This window comes from Agrobacterium sp. CCNWLW155, assembly GCF_036888815.1.
GTDB lineage: Bacteria > Pseudomonadota > Alphaproteobacteria > Rhizobiales > Rhizobiaceae > Agrobacterium > Agrobacterium radiobacter.
In genome coordinates this window covers 108,576-129,017 of the sequence record NZ_JBAKFW010000003.1, presented here as the reverse complement: position 1 = coordinate 129,017, position 20,442 = coordinate 108,576, and the positions used below count along the sequence as shown (strand labels likewise).

At 59.9% G+C, this 20,442-nt stretch carries 19 protein-coding genes; 7 read left to right on the top strand and 12 right to left on the bottom strand.

The genetic code is table 11. The annotated features are described in order from the left end of the window. Positions 1-58: 58 nt before the first annotated feature. Positions 59-1,399: an LLM class flavin-dependent oxidoreductase gene (locus V6S97_RS13175; protein ID WP_107677294.1), complete on the bottom strand. Its 1,341-nt coding sequence runs from the start codon at positions 1,397-1,399 to the stop codon at positions 59-61. A gap of 22 nt (positions 1,400-1,421) precedes the next feature. After that, complete coding sequence (locus V6S97_RS13170; RefSeq protein WP_165001883.1) at positions 1,422-2,426, bottom strand: LLM class flavin-dependent oxidoreductase; 1,005 nt, start codon at positions 2,424-2,426, stop codon at positions 1,422-1,424. A 289-nt stretch (positions 2,427-2,715) separates the two neighbouring features. Between V6S97_RS13170 and V6S97_RS13165 the strand changes: the two genes are divergently transcribed. Then, a complete protein-coding gene (locus V6S97_RS13165; RefSeq protein WP_003506886.1) occupies positions 2,716-3,165 on the top strand; it encodes an RrF2 family transcriptional regulator in 450 nt (149 codons plus the stop codon). A 44-nt stretch (positions 3,166-3,209) separates the two neighbouring features. Here the strand turns inward: V6S97_RS13165 and V6S97_RS13160 are convergent, their stop codons facing one another. The 7 genes from V6S97_RS13160 to V6S97_RS13130 form a co-directional block, all read right to left on the bottom strand. Next, positions 3,210-4,154, bottom strand: coding sequence for an acyl-CoA dehydrogenase family protein (locus V6S97_RS13160; protein ID WP_113007394.1), 945 nt, complete (start codon positions 4,152-4,154; stop codon positions 3,210-3,212). Between the two features lie 50 nt (positions 4,155-4,204). Next, on the bottom strand, positions 4,205-4,750 hold the full coding sequence (locus V6S97_RS13155) for a flavin reductase family protein (protein WP_003506889.1): 546 nt from the start codon (positions 4,748-4,750) through the stop codon (positions 4,205-4,207). A gap of 189 nt (positions 4,751-4,939) precedes the next feature. Then, positions 4,940-6,109 (bottom strand): FMNH2-dependent alkanesulfonate monooxygenase, encoded by a 1,170-nt coding sequence (ssuD, locus tag V6S97_RS13150; RefSeq protein ID WP_003506891.1) that lies wholly within the window; start codon positions 6,107-6,109, stop codon positions 4,940-4,942. Between the two features lie 168 nt (positions 6,110-6,277). After that, a complete protein-coding gene (locus V6S97_RS13145) occupies positions 6,278-6,475 on the bottom strand; it encodes a hypothetical protein (RefSeq protein WP_003506893.1) in 198 nt (65 codons plus the stop codon). A gap of 206 nt (positions 6,476-6,681) precedes the next feature. Continuing rightward, positions 6,682-7,863, bottom strand: a complete 1,182-nt coding sequence (locus V6S97_RS13140) for a YeeE/YedE family protein (RefSeq protein WP_003506895.1) — start codon at positions 7,861-7,863, stop codon at positions 6,682-6,684. 78 nt (positions 7,864-7,941) lie between these two features. Continuing rightward, entirely contained in the window at positions 7,942-8,871 is a 930-nt protein-coding gene (locus V6S97_RS13135; RefSeq protein WP_003506897.1) for a sulfurtransferase, read from the bottom strand. 263 nt (positions 8,872-9,134) lie between these two features. Next, positions 9,135-9,737 (bottom strand): alpha/beta hydrolase, encoded by a 603-nt coding sequence (locus V6S97_RS13130; protein ID WP_035213050.1) that lies wholly within the window; start codon positions 9,735-9,737, stop codon positions 9,135-9,137. Between the two features lie 399 nt (positions 9,738-10,136). Between V6S97_RS13130 and V6S97_RS13125 the strand changes: the two genes are divergently transcribed. Continuing rightward, complete coding sequence (locus V6S97_RS13125) at positions 10,137-11,207, top strand: LLM class flavin-dependent oxidoreductase (RefSeq protein ID WP_003506901.1); 1,071 nt, start codon at positions 10,137-10,139, stop codon at positions 11,205-11,207. 60 nt (positions 11,208-11,267) lie between these two features. On the opposite strand, the gene V6S97_RS13120 is transcribed toward V6S97_RS13125, so the two are convergent. From V6S97_RS13120 to V6S97_RS13110, 3 genes are all read right to left on the bottom strand, one after another. Further along, the gene (locus V6S97_RS13120) at positions 11,268-12,446 is read right to left on the bottom strand and encodes an acyl-CoA dehydrogenase family protein (protein ID WP_003506903.1); all 1,179 of its coding nucleotides are present in this window, start codon (positions 12,444-12,446) and stop codon (positions 11,268-11,270) included. Then, positions 12,443-13,474, bottom strand: coding sequence for an ABC transporter substrate-binding protein (locus tag V6S97_RS13115; RefSeq protein ID WP_035213062.1), 1,032 nt, complete (start codon positions 13,472-13,474; stop codon positions 12,443-12,445). The genes V6S97_RS13120 and V6S97_RS13115 overlap by 4 nt, the downstream gene beginning before the upstream one ends. Before the next feature lie 110 nt (positions 13,475-13,584). Further along, positions 13,585-15,192, bottom strand: coding sequence for an ABC transporter substrate-binding protein (locus V6S97_RS13110; protein ID WP_060724860.1), 1,608 nt, complete (start codon positions 15,190-15,192; stop codon positions 13,585-13,587). 271 nt (positions 15,193-15,463) lie between these two features. Here V6S97_RS13110 and V6S97_RS13105 point away from each other — a divergent pair, with 271 nt between their 5' ends. Genes V6S97_RS13105 through V6S97_RS13085 form a run of 5 tightly spaced genes read left to right on the top strand, consistent with a single transcriptional unit; the run spans position 15,464 to position 20,427 of the window. After that, positions 15,464-16,453: an ABC transporter permease gene (locus tag V6S97_RS13105; RefSeq protein ID WP_020808993.1), complete on the top strand. Its 990-nt coding sequence runs from the start codon at positions 15,464-15,466 to the stop codon at positions 16,451-16,453. Then, positions 16,450-17,445, top strand: a complete 996-nt coding sequence (locus V6S97_RS13100; RefSeq protein ID WP_113007392.1) for an ABC transporter permease — start codon at positions 16,450-16,452, stop codon at positions 17,443-17,445. The genes V6S97_RS13105 and V6S97_RS13100 overlap by 4 nt, the downstream gene beginning before the upstream one ends. After that, positions 17,442-18,440, top strand: a complete 999-nt coding sequence (locus tag V6S97_RS13095) for an ABC transporter ATP-binding protein (RefSeq protein ID WP_003506916.1) — start codon at positions 17,442-17,444, stop codon at positions 18,438-18,440. Before V6S97_RS13100 ends, V6S97_RS13095 begins: the two co-directional genes overlap by 4 nt. After that, positions 18,418-19,353 (top strand): ABC transporter ATP-binding protein, encoded by a 936-nt coding sequence (locus V6S97_RS13090; protein WP_003506918.1) that lies wholly within the window; start codon positions 18,418-18,420, stop codon positions 19,351-19,353. The genes V6S97_RS13095 and V6S97_RS13090 overlap by 23 nt, the downstream gene beginning before the upstream one ends. Positions 19,354-19,371: 18 nt before the next feature. Further along, the gene (locus tag V6S97_RS13085) at positions 19,372-20,427 is read left to right on the top strand and encodes an aldo/keto reductase (protein WP_099087217.1); all 1,056 of its coding nucleotides are present in this window, start codon (positions 19,372-19,374) and stop codon (positions 20,425-20,427) included. The last annotated feature ends 15 nt before the right edge of the window (positions 20,428-20,442 follow it).

The following is a 20,442-nucleotide window of genomic DNA, read 5'->3' as shown; positions in this document are numbered from 1 at the left end:
TGCGCGCCGCGTCTTGAAATATGCGCCGGGCAGCGATTAACGCCGCCCGGCTGCAAGCTCAGGCGATGGCCTTGTCAGACGCGTTTTCGCCGCCGGCATAGACGCTTTCCCGGAAAGGCAGACCGAGATGATCACGCAATGTCGCGCCTTCCAGATGCGGATCGAAATAACCGCGCCGCTGCAGCACCGGAATGACGAGGCGGATGAAATCATCCAGTCCCTCGGCAATCACCGGAAAGCCCAGAATGAAGCCATCGGCCGCATCGTGTTCCACCCAGCGTATGATCTCGTCGGCCACCTTGTCCGGTGTGCCGATGAAGCCTTCACGCGGGGTCGCAGCCTCCAGCGCCGCCTCGCGCAGCGTCTGGTTCTTTTCCTTGGCCCGCCGCTTGATGCGGTCGGTCGTCGAGCGGAAACTGTTCTTGCCGATCTCGCCGAGTTCGGGGAAAGGCTCATCCAGCGGATAGGCGCTGAAATCATGATGATCGAAGAAGCGACCGAGATAGGCGAGCGCATCCTCGATAGTGATGAGGTTCCGGATGACGTCGTATTTCGCCTCCGCTTCCTCCTGCGTTTCGCCAACGATCGGGCCGATGCCGGGGAAAATCTTCACATCGGCAGCGGACCGGCCCTGCGCAACGGCGCTCTGCTTCACACGCTTGAGGAAGGTCTGGTTTTCCTCCAGCGAAGCGGAATTGGTGAAGACCGCATCCGCGTGTTTGCCAGCAAGACCGATGCCGGCATCGGACGAGCCTGCCTGGAACACCACCGGCTGACCCTGTGGAGAACGCTGGATGTTCAGCGGGCCTTCCACCTGGAAGAAGCGGCCCTTGTGGCCGAGCGTGTGGAGCTTGGCGCGGTCGAAAAACTGTCCCGTCTCGCGGTTACGCAGGAAAGCGTCATCGTCCCAGCTGTCCCACAAGCCCTTGATAACCTCGAGGTATTCATCGGCGATCTCGTAACGCAGCGCATGTTCGGGGTGATTGCGGCTGTAATTTTTCGCCGTGCCTTCGAGCGGTGTCGTCACGGCATTCCACCCGGCACGGCCGCCGCTCAAAAGATCGAGCGAGGCAAACTGGCGGGCAATGGTGAAGGGGTCGCTATAGGAGGTCGAAACGGTTCCCGCCAAGCCGATCTTCGAGGTGACGGCGGCGAGCGCCGAAAGGATCGTCAGCGGCTCAAACCGGTTGAGGAAATGCGGAATGGACTTGTCGTTGATGTAGAGCCCATCCGCCACGAAGGCGAAGGCGATGCCGGCTGCTTCCGCCTTCAGCGCGTTCTTTCTGAAAAAGTCGAAATTGACGCTGGCATCGACAGGGCTTTTGGGGTGTCGCCAGGCATTCATGTGCCCGCCGGGACCTTGAAGCATGATGCCGAAACGGATTTTCTTTCTCGTCATGTCATTCCCTCCTGAGAGAAAATTATGCCGCCCGGGAAAGGCGATGTGGGGCCAAGAGTTCGACCGAGGCAAGCCGCTGATCGGCCCCGACATGGGGCGGTTCGATGATGAATTCCTCGATGCCGTGCTCTTCGGAAAGCGCACGAAGCGCCTTGTGAATATCCTCCGGCCCGCCATGCAGGACGTTGGGCTTGCGCTCTTCGATGCGATAATCGGTATCGCCGGACTGGCGGGCGAATTCCTCCGCCTGTTCGCGGCGGCCGAGGTTGAACGCCCTGCCGTCGCTGAGGAATACCCGGTAGATGCGTTGACCTTCGACCTGTCTCGCGGCATGGGCGGGATCGCTGGCTGCAAAAGCCGACAGTGCAAGGATCGGGGCAACTCCACCGCTTTCCTCCCGGAAAGCCGAGAGGCTGCGGCGAAGAACCTCCGCATCACCATTGAGGTGGCCGGCAAAGACGAAATTCCATCCCCTTGAAGCCGCAAGCCTTGCGCTTTCCGGGCTGGCGCCGAGCAGAAATCTCTCTGCCGCGACCGGCGGCGCAGGTGTTGCCTGCAGCCCGGCCTGTGCATGATCCTGCGGCACAGCGCCCGATAAAAATGTGGTGAGTTCACCGAAGGCCGCTTCGAAATCCGGCTTGCGGGCGGGATCATAGGCCTGCTGCAAGGCCGACGTCGCAAGCGGCAACCCACCCGGTGTCTTGCCGATGCCGAGATCGACCCGGCCGGGCGCAAGCGACGACAGGACGTTGAAAACCTCGGCAACCTTGTAAGGGCTATAGTGCTGCAGCATGACGCCGCCCGAGCCAACCCGGATGCGGGAGGTCTTCGCCAGTATCCATGCAACCAGCGCCTCCGGCGCGGAACCGGCAAGCTCCGGCGAATTGTGATGTTCGGCCACCCAGAAACGGCGATAACCCAGCTCTTCGGCGCGTTTGGCAAGATTGATCGTGTCGCGGAACGCGCTCGCGGCGTCCTCCCCCGTTGAAACCGGGCTCTTGTCCAGCAAACTGAGCGTATACATCATCACCTCGCGTCTTTGATGCATACTTTGTCTACCGATTTTATATTCTAATAAAGGATGATCGTTCCACGTTGCGGCGCGATCAGAGAAAATATTGTTTTCAGTGATGTTTTCGAAAGCCCGTGCCGGCAAAACGGGGGACCTGGTCTCAAAAAGGCTGCAACAGGCCGCTTTGAGCACCAAACCCGGACGAAACGGGCTTGCGCCGGAATTCGCTAAAAACTACTTAGTAAGTAAGGAATAATACGGCCCGGCACTGTAAACTGTGCCGACTCTCTTTTCGGATCGTGCGATGTTGACCAAAAAAGGCAAATACGGATTAAAGGCTCTTGTCGATCTGGCGCGGTTGCCTCAGGGCGAGACCGCCTTCGTGACGGAGATTGCGACCCGCAACAACATCCCGAAAAAATTCCTGGACACTATTCTTCTGGAACTGCGCAATAGCGGCATTCTGCGCTCCAAGAAGGGCCCGAATGGCGGTTATTCACTGTCGAAAATGCCATCCGAAATCATGATCGGGCAGGTTATCCGTACGCTGGATGGACCCTTGGCTCCCATCCGCTGCGCAAGCCGCACGGCCTTTGAAGCCTGTGACGACTGTGATGATCCCGAGACCTGTCAGGTCAGGGTTTCGATGACGGACGTGCGTGACGCCATCGCAACCATTCTGGACAATATGACGCTTGCGCAATTCGTGGCAAAGGACGGGCAGGATGCCCGCTCTATTCCGGCCGGCGAATAGAATTTCGCACGGCCCTTCGTTCGGGTTCCACGACAGAGCGTCGCTTATTGCCTGCGCAGATCACTGTCCAGCGACGCGATCAGCCCGGCTTCGCTGACGCCTTCGACAAGACCGAGGCGCGCCATCAGGATTTCAAGCGTGATGGCATTGTTGCGGACCGAACGAAAGGTGACATTCTCCGCCCCCACCTGCGCCGCATCGATATTGGCCGCAAGGCTTGTTATCTGCGCCTTCAGGAGTTCGATGGCGAGAAATATTTCACCTATCATGGGCCGCGCTGCGCCCTCGTCCGCCAGTCTGTCGATCAGCAGAACGGAAAGCTCACGCTGCTTCTGCCCCAGAGCCACTGCGGCTTTCAAAAGGGCGGAAACGGAAGCGGCCAGGTTCCCGGCGCCCTGGGCAAGGAACACCACCTGATCGGCGCGCAAGAGACCCTCCCATAACGTATTGGGGCGATTGCGCAGGACGACAAGCAGGGGCTGTCCGGCCGTGTTGACAGCCGGCACAACGATCCAGTCCGCATCGACCTTGACCGACCCCGCGACTTCATCGGGCAGCCGCAGGGCGTAGTCGTCTTCCGTCACCACAACCGCCTGATCCAGATCAGCGGCAGATATTGCCAGCGCGAAGGTCTCGCCAAGATCAAGACGGGCGAAGAGCGCCTTGCGCTGGTCTTCGCTACCCGCGTTCCTGATGAATTCCAGGGCGGTGAAATGTTCAACGAGATCATGCGCCGCCCCCGCATCGGCTGCGGAAATGATGGCTAACGCCTGTGACAGAACGTCATTTGTGATATCCGCCCCGCCGAGTTCCGTTGGAACGGAAAGAGCAAGAAGACCGGAACGGGCGATCCGCGCATGAATTTGCCCGGGACTTTCAACGGCGCAGTTTTCGGCGATCGTCCGGGCAACGGTCAGCACATCGATATCCGCGCCGAGGCGTGGAGGAACGAAACGAAGTCTTTCGCCGAGAGGCGTGACGGATCCCATGCTCAACTCCCTCAAAGAATGACAAAGTGAAAGCGCCGAATGGCCGGCGCTCAGTCCAGAGAATGATAACGCCCGTTTTGATAGAGCAGCGAATGACCGGAGCCGATGCGGATCGCCTCCACCTTGCCGATGACGATGACATGGCTGTGCCGTTCGATCGTTTCTTCGATGGTGCAATCGATCGCGGCAACCGCGTCTTCGAGGATGGGCGCGCCGCTCGACAGCCGTGTCCATTCAGCGCCGCGATACCGATCCGGGCCCTTCAGGCCACCGATGCCGGCAAACTGATTGGCAATGAACTGATGGTTCGCTCCGATGATGTTGACGGCAAGATGACCGAAACGCTGCACCACCGGCCACGTTGACGAGGAACGGTTGAGCGCTACCAGAATGCGCGGCGGATCGACCGACAAAGCGGTGGCCGAAGTCACGGTCGCTCCCGTTCGCTCGTCACCCTCACCCGCCGTAATCACGCTGACACCGCCGCCCAGCGTTCTCAGCGCCGCCTTGAGGCTGTCGGCATCCGCCGACTTGCCGCCAACCGGGTCGCGGAGATTGATGAAGTGTTGATCCTTGGCCGCATATTGCAATGTCATCGGGTTGCTCCTGAAAACAGCTGAATTGTTCAATAGCTAGCAGCGATGGCGGGGGGTGAAATAGACATCGTTTTCCATATTGATAATATTCTATAGAAATAATGTCTTATATGCCGTTGCCTGATTTCATTGCACCGCAAGGATGTCTGCCGAAACGGAAGAAGGCATAAGCCGCCTCCCGCCGATGAATCAGGATCCGGACACCAGCTTGACGTTACCGCCATGACCGCCGCCGCCGAAAACCTGTTTCGCGCCGAAAGAGGACCGTATCTGGTTACGGGGCCCACCGAGCCCGATTTCCGGAAACAGCAGTTCGGATAGCCGATAGGCTTCTTCCAGATGCGGATAACCCGAGGCGATGACGGTATCGATGCCCAGCGCCTGATATTCCCTGAGCCGCGCCGCCACCGTCTTCGGCGAACCGACCAGCGCCGTGCCTGCACCCGAACGGACAAGACCGATGCCCGCCCACAAATTCGGGGAGACTTCCAGCCGGTCGCGCCGGCCATTGTGCAGCGCCTGCATTCTCGCCTGCCCAACGGAATCCGAAGCCTTGGAGAAGACCTCCTGAGCGGATGCGATGGTTTCGTCGGAAAGCTTCGAGATCAGCCGGTCGGCATCGGCCCACGCTTCCTCGTCTGTTTCGCGAACGATGAAATGCAGCCGGATACCGAAGGTAACCTCGCGCCCTTTTTTGGCGGCGGCGGCGCGCACCTTGGCGATTTTTTCAGCCACCTGCGCCGGCGGTTCACCCCAGGTCAGGTATTTGTCGGTGATACCGGCCGAAAACTCGATGCCGGCATCGGAGGAGCCGCCGAAGTAAATGGGCGGTCGCGGTTCCTGCACCGGCGGCAGGCCGAGTTTTGCGTCCACCGCCTTGATATATTTGCCGTCGAGGTTTCCCTTGCCGGTTTCAATCAGCGAATTGAACACCTGGAAAAACTCGCCGGCGTGATCGTAACGCTCGTCATGGGGCAGAAAAATGCCATCGCCGGCAAGTTCCTGGGCGCTGCCGCCGACCACGATATTGAGCAGCAGCCGGCCATGGGAAACGCGATCGAGAGTGGAAGCGAGCCGCGCATAATAAGCGGGCGATGCGACGCCCGGACGGATGGCGACCAGGAATTTCAACTTTTCGGTATAGGCGGCAAGATTGGCCGCAAGGATGAAGGATTCCTCACAGGCAACGCCGGTGGGAATGAGCACGCCTGAATAACCGAGCCGATCAGCGGCCTGGGCTATTTCCCGGAAATAGCCGGGATCGGCAGGACGCGAAAGATCGTCTGAGCCGAGATAGCTGCCATCGCCTGAGGTGGGTATGAACCACAGAAAATCGAGTGGCTTATCGGGTGTGCTCATCGGCAGGTCCTTTGCAATCTGCCCTCGGGCAATGCGGCTTGATGATAAAAGGGTAGCCAATTCCCCGGCGCGTTTAAGAAATTTTGTTCCAATTTCCACCCGGCGAAGAGAGTTTCTCTCCCCGATAAACCGCGCTCCGAAAGGAAAAGGAGCCTTCGTTAATGGTCGTCAGAAGACCGGATAAAGGCCGAGCATCGCAAAGTTCATTTCGCAGATCTCTTCCCTTTCGAGTTCGAGATCGCTTTTCTCCTGCCTGATGCGTCCGGAATGATCCAGAGGATGAAGACTAACCTGTTCCTCGCTACGCGGCTGGCGCCGGGTCAAACCGAACAGATCGAAAGTAAACGCATGAAGTCCCTGCGGCATGTGCGCCTCCTTTGCTCAATTCCCTTATCCTCGGGCGACGGTCCGAAATCGTCAATATTTTCCATAAAATTACTATTCTATAATTGGAGGATCACCGGCAAATGTGGACTAAGGTTGCGGCGACGGGAAAAAATCCGTTTCCGGCCGCCGAGAATGGGCCATCGCCGCCTCATCTAACGATGGTGGTAAATTTCAAGCATCCGGTCTCATGGCAAGGCAAACCGGCGCTTGAGAAAAAGGCCGGCAAATGCACCCAAACCGCAAAAAACGAGAAATACCCAGCCGGAAAGCGCGCCCGCGTGGATGCCTGACAAAAGCACGCCAATGGTGCAGCCAAGCGCGGTCATGCCACCCCAGCCCATCAGCACGCCACCGGCAAACCGTGTCGCCAACCCACCGGCGGAAGGCCATGCGGGCTGAAATTTCCCCGCTGAAAGCGCGGACGCCAGACTCGCAAACATCAGTCCCAGGACGAAAACACCGTTCGGCGACAGGATCGTTGTTTTAACGGCGCTGATGCATCCCCGCACCGTGTCTAGTCCCGCAAGCGTTTCCGGCACCCAGCCCGCCGCAGCCCCCGTCGTTCTGACGATGCTGCCGAGTTCGGCCGTCACTCCGAGCGGTGCGACACGGAAATAGGAAAAGGCGCTGATGGCCGCGACAAGAACGCCGGTTATGACGGGCGGCCAGCGTTCGACGAAAATGCTTCGGAGCGCCTGCTGCAGCCGGCTTGCCGTGGCGGCAGTCGATGAAGCGGGCTCGGTTTTATCGAAAAACAGAACGAGTAGGATCAGAATGACCAACACAGTGCAGGCAACCAGCAGCGCCGGGCCGTATCCAAGATGATGCGGCAACCAGATGGGCAGATCGTCAAAAATGCTGACCGTATAGAGAAAATTCCAGCTGAGAAATGCCAGCAGGAAACCAAGCCCCGCTCCGGCTATGGCAAGCACGGAACCGAAAGCCCCCTCGCCCAGCCGGTAAAAATGCCCGGACAGGCAGGAGCCGGAAAGCGCTGCGCCCAAACCGAAGACGCTCGCAGCCAACGCCAGAATCCAGCCGACGGGGCCGATATGCGCATTGGGCGGCAGGCGGCCGGGTTGCGGCACCGGCATCCACGCCGCGGTGACGACCTGGTAAAACACCACGCCCGCCAGCAATGCCACAAGAATGGCCACAACACCGTCCGAACGCCTGCCGTCGATGAAATCGCGGAAATTGCAGAGAAAGCAGAACCGTCCGCGCTGCATCACGATGCCGAAAGCGGTGCCGGCCAGAAGGGAAAATGCAAGCGGCCTGCCATTCTCAAGCAGCCCCAATTGATAAACAGCGACCGTCAGGGCGCATAAAATGGCAAGCGCCGCGAGGCGGGAAAGGGTCGAATGCATGGAATACCGGCGATGTCGGAAGAATAAATGCCGGTGCGCCATCCGACGCACCGGCCCCATGATGGAGGCGGTGGAGGCTTATTTGCCCGTCCAGACCGTTCCCGTCGGATTGCTGATGGGAACACCGACCGCATTTCCGTACTCGGTCCAGGAACCGTCATAATTGCGGACGTCGTAACCGAGTATCTTCTTCAGCGCGAACCAGGTGTGGCTGGAGCGCTCGCCGATGCGGCAATAGGTGATGATGGGCGCCGAGCCGTCGATGCCCTTCTCGGCATAGATCGCCTTGATCTCTTCTGCCGCTTTGAAGGTTCCATCCTTGTTGACGATTGTGCCCCACGGAACATTGACGGCGCCGGGGATGTGACCGGCACGGACGGACAGCTCCTTGACGCCATCCGGCGCGAAAATCTTGCCGGAATATTCATCCGCCGAGCGGATATCCACCAGCTTGATGTTGTGCTTGCCCTCAGCCACCGCAACGACGTCGACAAAGCGCGCCCGGACCGAGGTGTCGGGCTCGGCGAGTTTCAGTTTCGTTTCGGCCGTTGCCGGTGCGGATGTGTCGAAAGGCAGGCCCTGCGCCTCCCAAAGCTTGCGGCCACCATCCAGCAGCTTTACGCGGTCGCCAAGACCGTAGGTTTCGAAAATCCACGCACCCCAGGCGGCAAACCAGTTGTTGTTGTCGCCATATAAAACGATCGTCGTATCGTCACCCACGCCGGCTTTCTGCAGCAGGGACTGGAAATTCTCACGCGCGGCAATGTCGCGTTTTTCCTTGTCAACGAGATCCGTATGCCAGTTGAGGTTCACTGCGCCCGGAATATGCCCGCGCTCATAGACGCCCGTATCGACGCTGACTTCAAAGACCCGCACTTTCGGATTGTCGAGATTCTCCTTCAGCCAGTCGGCCGTGACAAGCGCTTCCGATGCTCCAGCCGTGGCCAACGATATCGCCGACAAAAACAATCCGCCGAGAGCCGACGTTACAAGCTTGATTCTGGACATTTCCTTACCCCTTTCCCTGATTTGATGACCAATGAAAGGTGACGACAAAACCGTCCGGAGCGAAGAAACGCTTTTCTATATTTTCTGTAGAAAATAAATGCGGCCACTCAAAAACAATCTTCAGGCGAAATTCAAAATTCCATCAATAAAAATTATCAATAAAACCCCCAAAGGTTGTAAATGATGTCAAAACCGAAAAGAGCGATAAACCGACCGCTATCCATCCCGTTTAGCAAGGAAGGCTGGAAAAACCCGATCTTTCTCTAAAAATGCGCGTCGCCCAGGGCAGTCAGTCTGCGCAGTCTCGATCCCGCCACCGCCTTTGAAGGTGCGCCATCTGCCTTCAACCGCTCGAAAAGAGCATAACCCTCAGGCCATCGTCCGTAACCGCTGGCAATATTGATATGTCCGACGGGACCGAGATTGATGAGGCCACTGCCCCACAGGCTCGCACTGCGCGAGAGCTCTTCGGAATCCATATAGGGATCGTTCATGCTGCCCACGACGAGGCTGGGGAAAGCAAGCGGTTGCTGCGGAAAGGCACCGAACCTGACGATGCAGGGATGCATCGCCTCTACGCGGTCGAGATGGGCGGGTGCGACCAGAAGCGCGCCCTTGATTTTGGCGGCAGAGGGTCGAGACCCCATATTCGCCACCAGCAGGCAACCGAGGCTGTGGGCGACGATATAAGCGCTGTCGACTGTCGCCAGCGCTGCCTCGAGACGGTCGAGCCAGTCCTCGAGAACCGGGCATTGCCAATTGTCCTGATCGACCAGTTGCGCTTCGGGATCATCCAGCAACCAGTGCCGTTGCCAATGTCCTTCATCCGAACCATTCAGGCCAGGGACAATCAAGGTGGTACACATGCCGGCTCCGTGAGTTGTGGGCGGTGTGTGGCAAGCATGGTGAATTTCGCGATTCCAGTCGACTATTGCCTTGCTCACCTTTCGGACGCACGAGAAAAATCAATCCAGACAATTTCGGTAGCGCAGAAAATGCTTTCCCACCGACGGAGATAATGTCGATCGCAGGGAATCATTTCCTCAAATTTTTTATATAGAAAATATGTGCAATATAGTCTTTCCAGACGGAAAGCTTTTCCTCTGTCGGATGACAAAAGAAACGTCGCTGCTTCGCCGGGCCGCCGCCGCTTTGCCATTCTCGCACCAGCGGAGGCTTGCGCCTCCGCGAGCCCCAAGTGGTGAAGGCAAAGCGTCGGCAGGGCCATTCCACCGCAACATAAAACGAAAATTCAGGCGGATAATGTGAGCAGCACGAGCGAATTTCTCTGGTACATCCCCAATGACATCAAACCCGGCCACCGGGGCGACGCCGTCAGCGAAAACCACAACAGTCTCGATACATTGACGAGCCATGCCAGGGCGCTTGAAACCCATGGCTGGAAAGGCGCGCTGATCGGCACCGGCTGGGGACGTCCGGATACATTTACGGTGGCGGCGGCGCTTGCGGCGCGCACCACCACATTCGAGCCGCTGATCGCTATCCGTCCCGGCTACTGGAAGCCGGCCAACCTCGCATCGGCCGCTGCCACCCTCGATCAGCTTTCCGCCGGCCGGGTGCGGATCAACATCGTTTCCGGCAGGGATGAGCTTGCCGCCTATGGCGACGAAGAAGGTGATCAGGCGCAGCGTTATGCGCGCACGAAAGAATTCATGCGGCTGGTACGGCGGCTCTGGACCGAGGAAAACGTCACGTTTAATGGCGACCATTTCCGGGTGACGAACTCCACCGTCTCACCACGTATCACCGCACGCGAAGGCCGACCGCATCCCAAACTCTATTTCGGCGGCGCTTCCGAAGCAGCCGAGCAGGTTGCCGCAACCGAGGCCGATGTGCAGCTTTTCTGGGGAGAACCGCTCGCCGGCGTGCGCGAACGGATCGAGCGGCTCAGGCACTTCAGTGAAAAGCTCGGCCGCGATCTGCCGCCGCTGCAATTCGGCCTGCGGATCACCACGCTGGTACGCGAAACCACGGCCGAGGCTTGGCGCGATGCGGAAGCGAAAGTTGCCGAGATGGCCGCAAACAGTGGCGTACGCTGGAACGACCACCTTCAGGCCGTAGCTGTCGGCCAGCGCCGCCTGCTGGATTTGCACCGTCAAAGCGACGTGCTGGACGACAATCTTTATACCGCGCCGGGTAAATTCGGCGGTGGCGGTGCGGGAACCACATGGCTTGTCGGTTCGGCGGAGGATGTCGCCGCGTCACTGCGTAAATACCGCGCGCTGGGCATCACCCATTTCGTGCTTTCCGACACGCCCTATCTCAAGGAAATCGAAAGGCAGGGCGACAGCTTGCTGCCGCTGTTGCGGGATTGATTGGCGTGGCTTGAACATGGGCGGCCCGCCCCAGACAAGGCCGCCCTGTTGCTTCATTGATCAGCCACCCGCCGCCTTGATACTCTGACGGCCAAGAATCGTACGGATCATATGGCTCTGCGGCGCATGTGCCCTTGCCGTGATGGCATCGCGGTGATGGCGTTCAAGGTTGTAGTCCCGGCGCAGGCCGCGATTGCCGCCAAGCTCCAGCGCCAGATCCGTCACCGCCACCGCATTGTCGATCACCACATGGCGAACGGCGAGCGCATCGGTTCCCACCCTCTCGCCCGCATCGACGTCGCGGGCGACGGAGAGAAGGAGGCGCCGGTTCGCCGCCAGCAGCACCTCGATCTGGCCGAGACCTTCCTGAATCCGAGGAATGGAGGACAGGGGTGCGCCAAGGCTTGCCGGAACATGGCCGTTCAGATGGCTCAACAGATCGTCCCGCGCCGAAAGCGCGACACCGTGGTAGACGGAAGCCAGCAGCACGAAGAAATTATAACCATCTGCCTCATCGCGCCGCAGCGGCTCATCCGCCGGCTGTTCGGCAACGACGTCGGCAAGCGGCACCTTCACCTCTTCCAGCACCAGATCATGGCTGGCGGTGGCGTACATGCCGGTCGCTTCCCACGCTTTTTCCTCGGCGATACCAGCCGCATCGAGCGGCACCAGAAGCTGGATGAGGCGCGGCGTCTCTTCCGTCGTCACGGCAAGCACGATCGCCCATTTCAGACCCGGCAGGCCGGTGACGAAGCTCTTGCGGCCATTGACCACCCAGACATCGCCCTCGATCCGCGCCGTCGTTTCCGGCAGGCCGCCATGGGCCGGCGAACCGACACCCGGCTCCGCCTGCGCATTGTTCAAAAGCGCCGGCTCCGTGCTATTGGCGGCCAGTACCTTTGCAGCAAGTGCTGCCGGCCACTTGCCACGCCGGATCGCGGCATGGACGCTGTAGTGCATGGCGAGAATGAGAGCGGTCGACGGATCGCCCTTGGCGATGGCCGTAATGACGGCATGGGCCGTTTCCATGCCCTCGCCCCAGCCGCCATCCTTTTCAGCCGTGACGAGACCAAGCAGGCCTGATTTGAAAAGCGCCTCGAAATTACCGGCGGCGAATTCGCCGCTCTTGTCGTGGTCCGCAGCCGTCAGGCCGAAATCCCCGGCCAGCACGGTTGCGATGGCAACGGGATCGGGCCGCTGCGCCGGCGTGTTCGCAACGGCGGAAAGTGCAACGCTCATGCCACCGCCCTTTCATTTGCCGTGACGAAACGATCGTCAATCCAGTCGCCAAGATCGAAGTCGTTTTCAAGGAAGCCCCATTGGTGCAGGAAGTCCTTGTAATGGCCGACGGCGCCAACAAGATCGGCATCGAGGCCGAGACCAAGATGACGGTGAACCTCAGCTCCGTTGGCAGCCAGAACCTGTTCCTCCGTCGCGCCGGCCTCGCGCGCGATGAAACGGCGCGTTTCTTCCGGATGTTGCTCCGCCCAGAGAGAGGCCCTGGCGATGGCGTCAACCAGCCGCTCCACCAGATCGGGGCGCTCATCGGCAAGCCGCCCGTCGACCGTCAGCACCCGGGGTGAACCGGAATTGATGCGTATTTTCGGATCGGCATGAAAACCGAACTCCACCACCTGCACGGCACCGATCAGGTTGGCGGCGGCAATGCCGGCCGTTCCCTTGACGAAAATCGCATCGACCTCGCCACGCAGCAGCGCGATGATTTCCTCGCCGAAGGATTGCCGGCGCTTCAGGCCGAACAGCGACGGCCCTTCCTGCGAGGCCAGCACTGAATCCTTGATGACAATATCCTTGAGCTCGACATCCTCGACCTTCAGCCCTTCCTGCGAAAGCGCCGAGACGATGCCCTTCAACGCCGTCGCGCGCATGAAATCAACGATGCCTTCCGGCCGGCGCGGCACACCGAAACGACGGCCGACGAGATCGGCAAGCGAACGGATACCGGTTTCCGGCAGGGTGATGATTGCCTGAAACTCGTCCGTCCAGGTAACCCCGATGAGACGCGTATTGCGCCCTTCCGAGCGGGCGCGGATGGGAGGTACATTGCCGCCGTGGCGGAACGACCATTCCAGCGTGTGGTTGAAATGGCTCTGGCGAACGGAGCGGTCAGGCGAATCGATGATGGATTTCAGCGCTATGCCTACCTCCTCGAAGGTCTGCGAAAGATAACCGAGCTGTGCCGCCAGCCCTACTGGGGTGGGCACCGGGCAGCGTGTGTACCAGATTTCAGAAAGTGTCGTGCTCATGGCTTTGGCCTCGATGAAAACGATGGCACCGGAAAGCGATGCTGCGGCGCCTGTCGACTGAAGGGACATCCCGGCCCGCCCCAAAGGGCGAGCCGGGTTTGGCGAGACGATCAGGATGCAGCGATATGCGCGAAAGCGAGGCTTCCCGCCACGCCTTCTGCGCCAATGGTGTGATCGGAAATGCGCTTGTTGAAGATGGTAATCTCAGGTGCCGCGACGATGTCGATGGCCGGCACGTCTTCAACCAGGATCTGCTGGATTTCCTTCCATTGCGCGACGCGCTTGTCCGGATCAATCTCGATGGCGGCGGCTTCGAGAAGCGCATCCACCTTGGGATTGCTGTAAGCCGCGCCATTGGAGAAGGGCACGCCCTTCTTGAAGTTCTTGGACCAGTAAAGCCGCTGCACGCCGACGGTCGGATCGAAGAGATTGCTCATGCCCTCATAGGCAAAATCGAAATCGCGATCCGTGTAGATGCGCTTGGTATAGGTGGCGAAATCCTGCGTCCGCACCGTCACATCCACGCCGACCTTCGCCAGCGCCTGTCGAATATAGTCCGCACCACGCGGATAGGCTTCGGTGCTCGGCACGTAGTCCAGATTGAGCTTGAAACGGATGCCATCCGCGCCGCGCTTGTATCCGGCCTCATCCAGCAGCGCTTCCGCCGCCTTCAGATCGATCGGATAGGTCTTCAGATCATCCACGAACCATTTCGTCAGCTTCGGATTGATCGGGCCGGTGATCGTCGCGCCATAACCGTAATTGACCGTGTTGAAGATGACGTTGCGGTCAATCACATGCGCGAAGGCGCGGCGAACGCGCACGTCCTTGAATACGTCCTTTTCGAGGTTGAATTCCACGCGGCTGATCGAGTTGGTATATTGATAGCCATTGGTCTCAAAGCCGAGGCTCGGCAGTTCTTTGAGACGGTCGAGATCGCTATAGGCGACTGGCGTGCTGGGGGCGAGATCGATCTCGCCGGTTTCTATGGCAATCGCGCGGGCAGAAGCGTCAGGAATGAAGCGGACGATGAGCTTGTCGAGATAGGGGCGCGGCGCATCCCAATAGTCGGCATTGCGCTCGAAAACGATATGGCTGCCGCGCACCCACTCCTTGAACTTGAACGGGCCGGTGCCCACAGGCGCGAGATTGACCGGGTTTTCGGTAACCTTCGTACCCTCATAAAGATGTTTCGGCACGATTGGCGTTTCGGCCGCCGCGAGCGCCGTTATGAGGTACGGCGCGGGTTTGGAAAGAACCAGAACCGCCGTCAGCTCGTCCGGCGTCTCGACAGCAGTGAGGTTCAGGAATGTATTGCGGCCGCGCGGATGCACTTCCTTGATGGTGTTTATGGAGAATGCCACATCGGCGGAAGTGAAGGGCTTGCCGTCATGCCATTTCACGCCGGGCCTCAGCTTGAAGGTATAACGAAGGCCATCTGCGCTCACGTCCCATGATTTGGCCAGCAGCGGTTTGGGATTGAGATCGAAACCATAGGTCAGCAGCCCTTCGGTGACCTTGGGCGATATATAGACGGAATTATAGGCCGTGTGCGCGATCGTCGTCAGCACCGGCGGCTCTGACGAGATCAGCAGCGTGGCCGTACCGCCACGGGCCGGCTCTGCAGCCTCTAGCTTCAGCCCCGGCAACGACACCATGCCAAGCGCCACCGACGCCAGCAGAAATCCACGCCGCGTCGTCTGGTTGAAAACAGTCATGCGATACCCTCTCCTTGATTGAACCGGCGAAAAACCGGCAAAACTCAACAGTTGCGCTTAGGAAGAAGTTTGTTCCGCAGACGAGAGCGAGCTTGGCATGAAGAACCAGTCGTTCTCATAAACAGGAATTATCTTTTCTTTATTGCGCTTATTTTCGTAAATTTCAGAAAATAATTCTATTACTCTTTGACAAATTCCATAAAATTAGTCAACTAATACCAACGCCCCAGCGGGGCCGATTTCCTGATTTCACGCTTACGGACTGGAGCCGATGTCGAATTCGAAAAGGATTTTATCGCAGGCGAGGCGGGTGGCCATTCAGGCCATTCCGACGGTTCTCGGTATCGTCATCCTGAACTTTTTCCTGCTGCAGCTGGCGCCGGGCGATGCCGCCGATGTGCTGGCCGCGGAAGCGGGTTCGGCGACGGTCGAGACCATGGCGGAAATCCGCAATCGTTTCGGACTGGACCTGCCGGTTCTGCACCAGCTGATGAATTATCTCGGCAATCTCGCGCAGTTCAGCCTCGGCTTTTCGCCCCGTTACGGTATGCCGGTTGCTGATCTCATCGGCCAGCGACTGCCCGGCACGCTTGCGTTGATGGGAGCAGCGCTTGGCATAGCAATTTTCGTCGGCGTGTTCCTCGGCTCCATCATGGCGCTTTTCTCAGGCAAGCTGCCGGACCGGATCATTTCCATCGGCTCGCTGATCTTTTATTCCGTGCCGGGCTTCTGGATCGGCCTGATGCTGATCCTGACCTTTTCGGTGAAGCTCGGCTGGCTTCCCTCGGGCGGCGACAGCACCATCGGCAGCAGCCTCACCGGCTTTTCCGCCCTGCTGGACCGGTTACGTTACATCGTTCTTCCCGCCCTTTCGCTGGCGCTTTATTTTCTGGCGATCTATGCCCGCCTCACCCGCGCGGCGATGCTGGAAGTGAAGTCGCAGGATTATGTGCGCACGGCCCGCGCCAAGGGCGTTTCGCCGATCAGGCTCACCACACGCCATATCCTGCGCAACGCGCTCATCCCCATCACCACCATGGCCGGCATGCACATTGGCGGCCTGCTCGGCGGCGCTGTCGTGGTTGAAACCGTCTTCAGCTGGCCCGGCCTTGGCCGTCTAGCTTTCGAAGCCGTCATGGCGCGCGATTTCAGCGTGCTGCTCGGCATTCTGCTCCTCTCTTCCCTCGTCGTCATCATCGTCAATGCGGCCGTGGACCTGTTGCAGGCATGGCTTGATCCCCGCATCGGAGAAAGCCGATGAATTCCTCCCATACGTCAGCGGTTCTCGACACGGCCGAACTCGGCACTGAAGAGACCAATCCCAAACCGAAAAAGCCGGAAGAAAAGGTCTGGCCCTATATCCACGCACCGGATGCGCTTTCGGCCCGCTCCGTCTCCGTGCCGCGGCGCGGCCTGCGGCGGGAACTGAAGATTTTCCTCACCAATCCCAACGCCATCGTCGGCCTGCTGTTTCTCGCCACCGTCATCATCACCGCACTGATCGCCCCCTTGATCTATCCCGGTGATCCCTTGGAAATGGTGGCCCGCCCGTTCCTCTGGCCCGGCCAGAATACCGCCTATCCGCTCGGCACCGATTCCATGGGCCGGGATGTTCTGGCCGGGATCGTGCATGGCGCGCGTATCTCGCTCACCGTCGGCGTCGTGGCGACGCTGATCGGGCTCACCATCGGCATCGCCGTCGGCGCCTTCGCCGGTTATTTCGGTGGCGTCATCGACGATATTCTCGTGAAGCTGATCGAAATCTTCCAGACCCTGCCGAACTTCGTGCTGCTCGTCGTGCTCGTCGCCATCGCCCAGCCCTCCGTCACCACGGTCACATCGGCTATCGGCATCATCACATGGCCGCTGGTGGCACGCCTTACCCGCGCGGAATTCCGCGCCATCCGCGAAAAGGACTATGTGCTCGCCGCCCGCAGCCTCGGTTACGGCCATGCGCGGATCGTCTTTCAGGAAATCCTGCCCAACGCGCTGCCGCCTATTATCGTCACTTCCTCCGTCATGGTGGCGGGTGCAATCCTCATGGAAGCAGCCCTTTCCTTCATGGGGCTTGGCGATCCCAACCGCGTCTCCTGGGGATCGATGATCGGGTCCGGCCGCGATGTCATCCGCACCGCCTGGTACCTGACCGCCCTTCCCGGCCTTGCCATCGTCTTCACCGTCATTTCGCTGAACCTCATCAGCGACGGTCTCAACGATGCGCTCAACCCCCGCTTTTCGGAGGAACGCCGATGAGCAAACTGATTGAAGTCCATGATCTGTCCGTCAGCTTCGGCTCGGCCCAGCCTGTCAAAGGCGTCAGTTTCGATGTCAGCCCGGGCGAGATGCTGGCAATCGTCGGCGAAAGCGGCTCCGGTAAATCCCTGACAGCGCTCGGCCTGATCGGCCTCCTGCCATCACACGCCAAGACCGGCGGGCGGGTTCTGCTCGAAGGCCGCGAGCTGCTACCGCTTTCCGAGCGGCAATGGCGCGGCATTCGCGGCCGCGATATCGGCATGATCTTTCAGGAGCCGATGACCTCACTGAACCCGGTTTTGACGGTCGGCGAGCAGATCATCGAGGTACTGCGCATCCACGAAAAGATCGACCGGCACCAGGCGCGCAAACGCGCCATCGAGCTTCTGGAACTGGTCAATATTCCCGATGCCCGCCGCCGTGTGGATGATTATCCGCACCAGCTTTCCGGCGGCATGCGCCAGCGTGTCATGATCGCCATCGGCGTCGCCTGCAATCCGAAACTGCTGATCGCCGACGAGGCAACGACGGCGCTCGACGTGACGATACAGGCGCAAATCCTGCAACTGCTCGACAATCTGCGCCGCGATCTCAACATGGCCGTCATTCTCATCACCCACGATCTCGGCATCGTGGCGCAATGGGCGGACCGGGTGATGGTCATGTATGCCGGCCGCAAGGTGGAAGAGGGATTGCCGGAACCGGTTTTCTCCAATCCCTACCATCCCTATACGCGCGGCCTGCTTGCCGCCTCGCCGCGCGCGGAAGACGGCCAGCATTATCGCGATGGGCCGCTCATTGAAATTCCAGGCTCCATCGTTTCCGCCACGGGGGAACGCGGCTGCGCCTTCCGACCGCGCTGTCCGAGCGCCCGCGGCTTTTGCGGGCAATTCGTACCGCCGCTGAGGCAGGTTTCGGAAGGCCGTTACGCTGCCTGCCCCTTCGTTGCTCCCACATCCCAGGAGGTACCCGATGGCGCTCTTGTCAGTGCATAGCCTGTCCACCCACTATTCGGGAGGGCGCGGCACCGTGCGCGCCGTCGATGACGTCTCGCTCGATATCGAGGCTGGCGAAACCGTCGCGCTGGTGGGCGAATCCGGCTGCGGCAAGTCTTCGCTCGGCAAGTCGCTGATGCGTCTGGTTGAGCCATCTTCCGGCCGGATCACCTTCAAGGGCGCCGACGTCACGGCAATGACATCGTCCGAACTGCGCGGCATCCGCCGCCGCATCCAGATGATCTTTCAGGACCCCTTCGCCTCGCTCAACCCGCGCCAGACCGTGCGCACCATTCTGACCGGGCCGCTGAAGGTGCACGGTATCGGAGACCGGGCGCGCCAGCGGGAAATCGTCGAAGCCATCGTCACGCAGGTCGGTCTGCCGGCGGATTCGCTCGACCGGTATCCGCATGAATTTTCCGGCGGCCAGCGCCAGCGCATCGGCATTGCCCGCGCGCTGGTTCTGGAACCGGAACTGGTGGTCTGCGACGAGCCGGTTTCAGCGCTCGATCTGTCGATACAGGCGCAGATTCTCAACCTTCTGGTGGAGATGAAGAAGCGGCTTTCGCTCTCCTATCTCTTCGTTTCCCACGATCTGTCCGTGGTGCGTTATTTCTCCGACCGCGTGCTGGTCATGTATCTTGGCAAGATCGTGGAAAGCGCACCGACATCGGAACTCTGGGCCTCACCCAAACACCCCTATACCCGCGCGCTTCTCGCAGCCGTTCCCGATCCCGCGCGCCGCAAGCAGGCAGCCCCCATTTCCGGCGATCTGCCGAGCCCGCACGATCCGCCATCCGGCTGCCGGTTTCACACCCGCTGCCCGCTCGCCACCGATCTCTGTCGCGAAAAAGCGCCGGATTACACCCTCTTCGGCAAGAACCACGCCGTGGCCTGCCACCATGCCCAATAAACTGAAGGAGCAACCATAATGGTCGACTATCGCTATCTCGGACGCAGCGCGCTGAAAGTGTCACCGCTGAGCCTCGGCACGATGATGTTCGGAGGCCCGACGCCGGATGACGTGGCCTTCCGCATCATCGACAAGGCGCGCGAGCAGGGCATCAACTTCATCGACACAGCTGATGTCTATCACGACGGCAAGTCGGAAGAAGTCGTCGGCCGCGGCATCAAGGCCAATCGCGATCACTGGGTTCTGGCAACGAAATTCGTCAATTCCCACACCAAGGGCCCCAACCTCGGTGGGCATTCCCGGAAGTGGGTCATCGAGACCGTCGAGAATTCGCTGCGCCGTCTCAACACCGACTATATCGATATCCTCTATTTCCACCGCGCCGTCTTCGATGCGCCGCTGGAAGAGCCGGTGCGCGCCATCGCCGATCTCATCCATGCAGGCAAGCTGCGTTACTTCGGCGTGTCGAATTTCCGCGGCTGGCGTATCGCTGAAATTTCGCATCTGGCCGACCAGCTCGGCATCGACCGGCCCGTTGCCAGCCAGCCGCTCTACAATATCGTCAACCGCACGGCGGAAGCCGAACAGCTGCCGGCCGCCAACCATTATGGCCTTGGCGTGGTGTCCTATTCACCGCTCGCACGCGGCGTGCTGACAGGCAAATATCAGCCGGGCGAACAGCCGGGCGCCGATACCCGCGTCGGCCGTGGCGACAAGCGTGTTCTGGAAACGGAATGGCGTCCGGAATCGGTCGAAATCGCCCAGAAGGTCGCTGCCCATGCCGCATCGAAGGGCGTTTCGGCGGCGGATTTTGCGCTCGCCTGGGTGCTGAACAACAAGTTCGTCACCGCCGCGATCACCGGCCCGCGCACCGAGGAGCATTGGGACGGTTACGTCCGTGCGCTCGATGTGAAGATCGATGCGGAAGATGAGGCGCTTATCGATAGCCTCGTCACGACAGGCCATCCCTCGACGCCGGGCTTCAACGATCCGAGCCACCCCGTCGAAGGCCGCGTGCCGCGCAATCTCGAACCGGCACACCGCCCGGCGCTCAGGCCGCGCGCGGTCGCCTGATCGTCCAGAAGTACA

What these genes read in the sequence shown, in the direction of transcription:
- V6S97_RS13100 (WP_113007392.1), top strand. Translation starts at nt 16,450, where the DNA reads ATGAATTCCTCCCATACGTCAGCGGTTCTCGACACGGCCGAACTCGGC.
- V6S97_RS13105 (WP_020808993.1), top strand. Translation starts at nt 15,464, where the DNA reads ATGTCGAATTCGAAAAGGATTTTATCGCAGGCGAGGCGGGTGGCCATT.
- V6S97_RS13085 (WP_099087217.1), top strand. Translation starts at nt 19,372, where the DNA reads ATGGTCGACTATCGCTATCTCGGACGCAGCGCGCTGAAAGTGTCACCG.
- ssuD (WP_003506891.1), bottom strand. Translation starts at nt 6,109, where the DNA reads ATGAGCACACCCGATAAGCCACTCGATTTTCTGTGGTTCATACCCACC.
- V6S97_RS13130 (WP_035213050.1), bottom strand. Translation starts at nt 9,737, where the DNA reads ATGTGTACCACCTTGATTGTCCCTGGCCTGAATGGTTCGGATGAAGGA.
- V6S97_RS13170 (WP_165001883.1), bottom strand. Translation starts at nt 2,426, where the DNA reads ATGATGTATACGCTCAGTTTGCTGGACAAGAGCCCGGTTTCAACGGGG.
- V6S97_RS13135 (WP_003506897.1), bottom strand. Translation starts at nt 8,871, where the DNA reads ATGTCCAGAATCAAGCTTGTAACGTCGGCTCTCGGCGGATTGTTTTTG.
- V6S97_RS13095 (WP_003506916.1), top strand. Translation starts at nt 17,442, where the DNA reads ATGAGCAAACTGATTGAAGTCCATGATCTGTCCGTCAGCTTCGGCTCG.
- V6S97_RS13115 (WP_035213062.1), bottom strand. Translation starts at nt 13,474, where the DNA reads ATGAGCACGACACTTTCTGAAATCTGGTACACACGCTGCCCGGTGCCC.
- V6S97_RS13155 (WP_003506889.1), bottom strand. Translation starts at nt 4,750, where the DNA reads ATGACATTGCAATATGCGGCCAAGGATCAACACTTCATCAATCTCCGC.
- V6S97_RS13165 (WP_003506886.1), top strand. Translation starts at nt 2,716, where the DNA reads ATGTTGACCAAAAAAGGCAAATACGGATTAAAGGCTCTTGTCGATCTG.
- V6S97_RS13090 (WP_003506918.1), top strand. Translation starts at nt 18,418, where the DNA reads ATGGCGCTCTTGTCAGTGCATAGCCTGTCCACCCACTATTCGGGAGGG.
- V6S97_RS13120 (WP_003506903.1), bottom strand. Translation starts at nt 12,446, where the DNA reads ATGAGCGTTGCACTTTCCGCCGTTGCGAACACGCCGGCGCAGCGGCCC.
- V6S97_RS13160 (WP_113007394.1), bottom strand. Translation starts at nt 4,154, where the DNA reads ATGGGATCCGTCACGCCTCTCGGCGAAAGACTTCGTTTCGTTCCTCCA.
- V6S97_RS13110 (WP_060724860.1), bottom strand. Translation starts at nt 15,192, where the DNA reads ATGACTGTTTTCAACCAGACGACGCGGCGTGGATTTCTGCTGGCGTCG.
- V6S97_RS13175 (WP_107677294.1), bottom strand. Translation starts at nt 1,399, where the DNA reads ATGACGAGAAAGAAAATCCGTTTCGGCATCATGCTTCAAGGTCCCGGC.
- V6S97_RS13140 (WP_003506895.1), bottom strand. Translation starts at nt 7,863, where the DNA reads ATGCATTCGACCCTTTCCCGCCTCGCGGCGCTTGCCATTTTATGCGCC.
- V6S97_RS13145 (WP_003506893.1), bottom strand. Translation starts at nt 6,475, where the DNA reads ATGCCGCAGGGACTTCATGCGTTTACTTTCGATCTGTTCGGTTTGACC.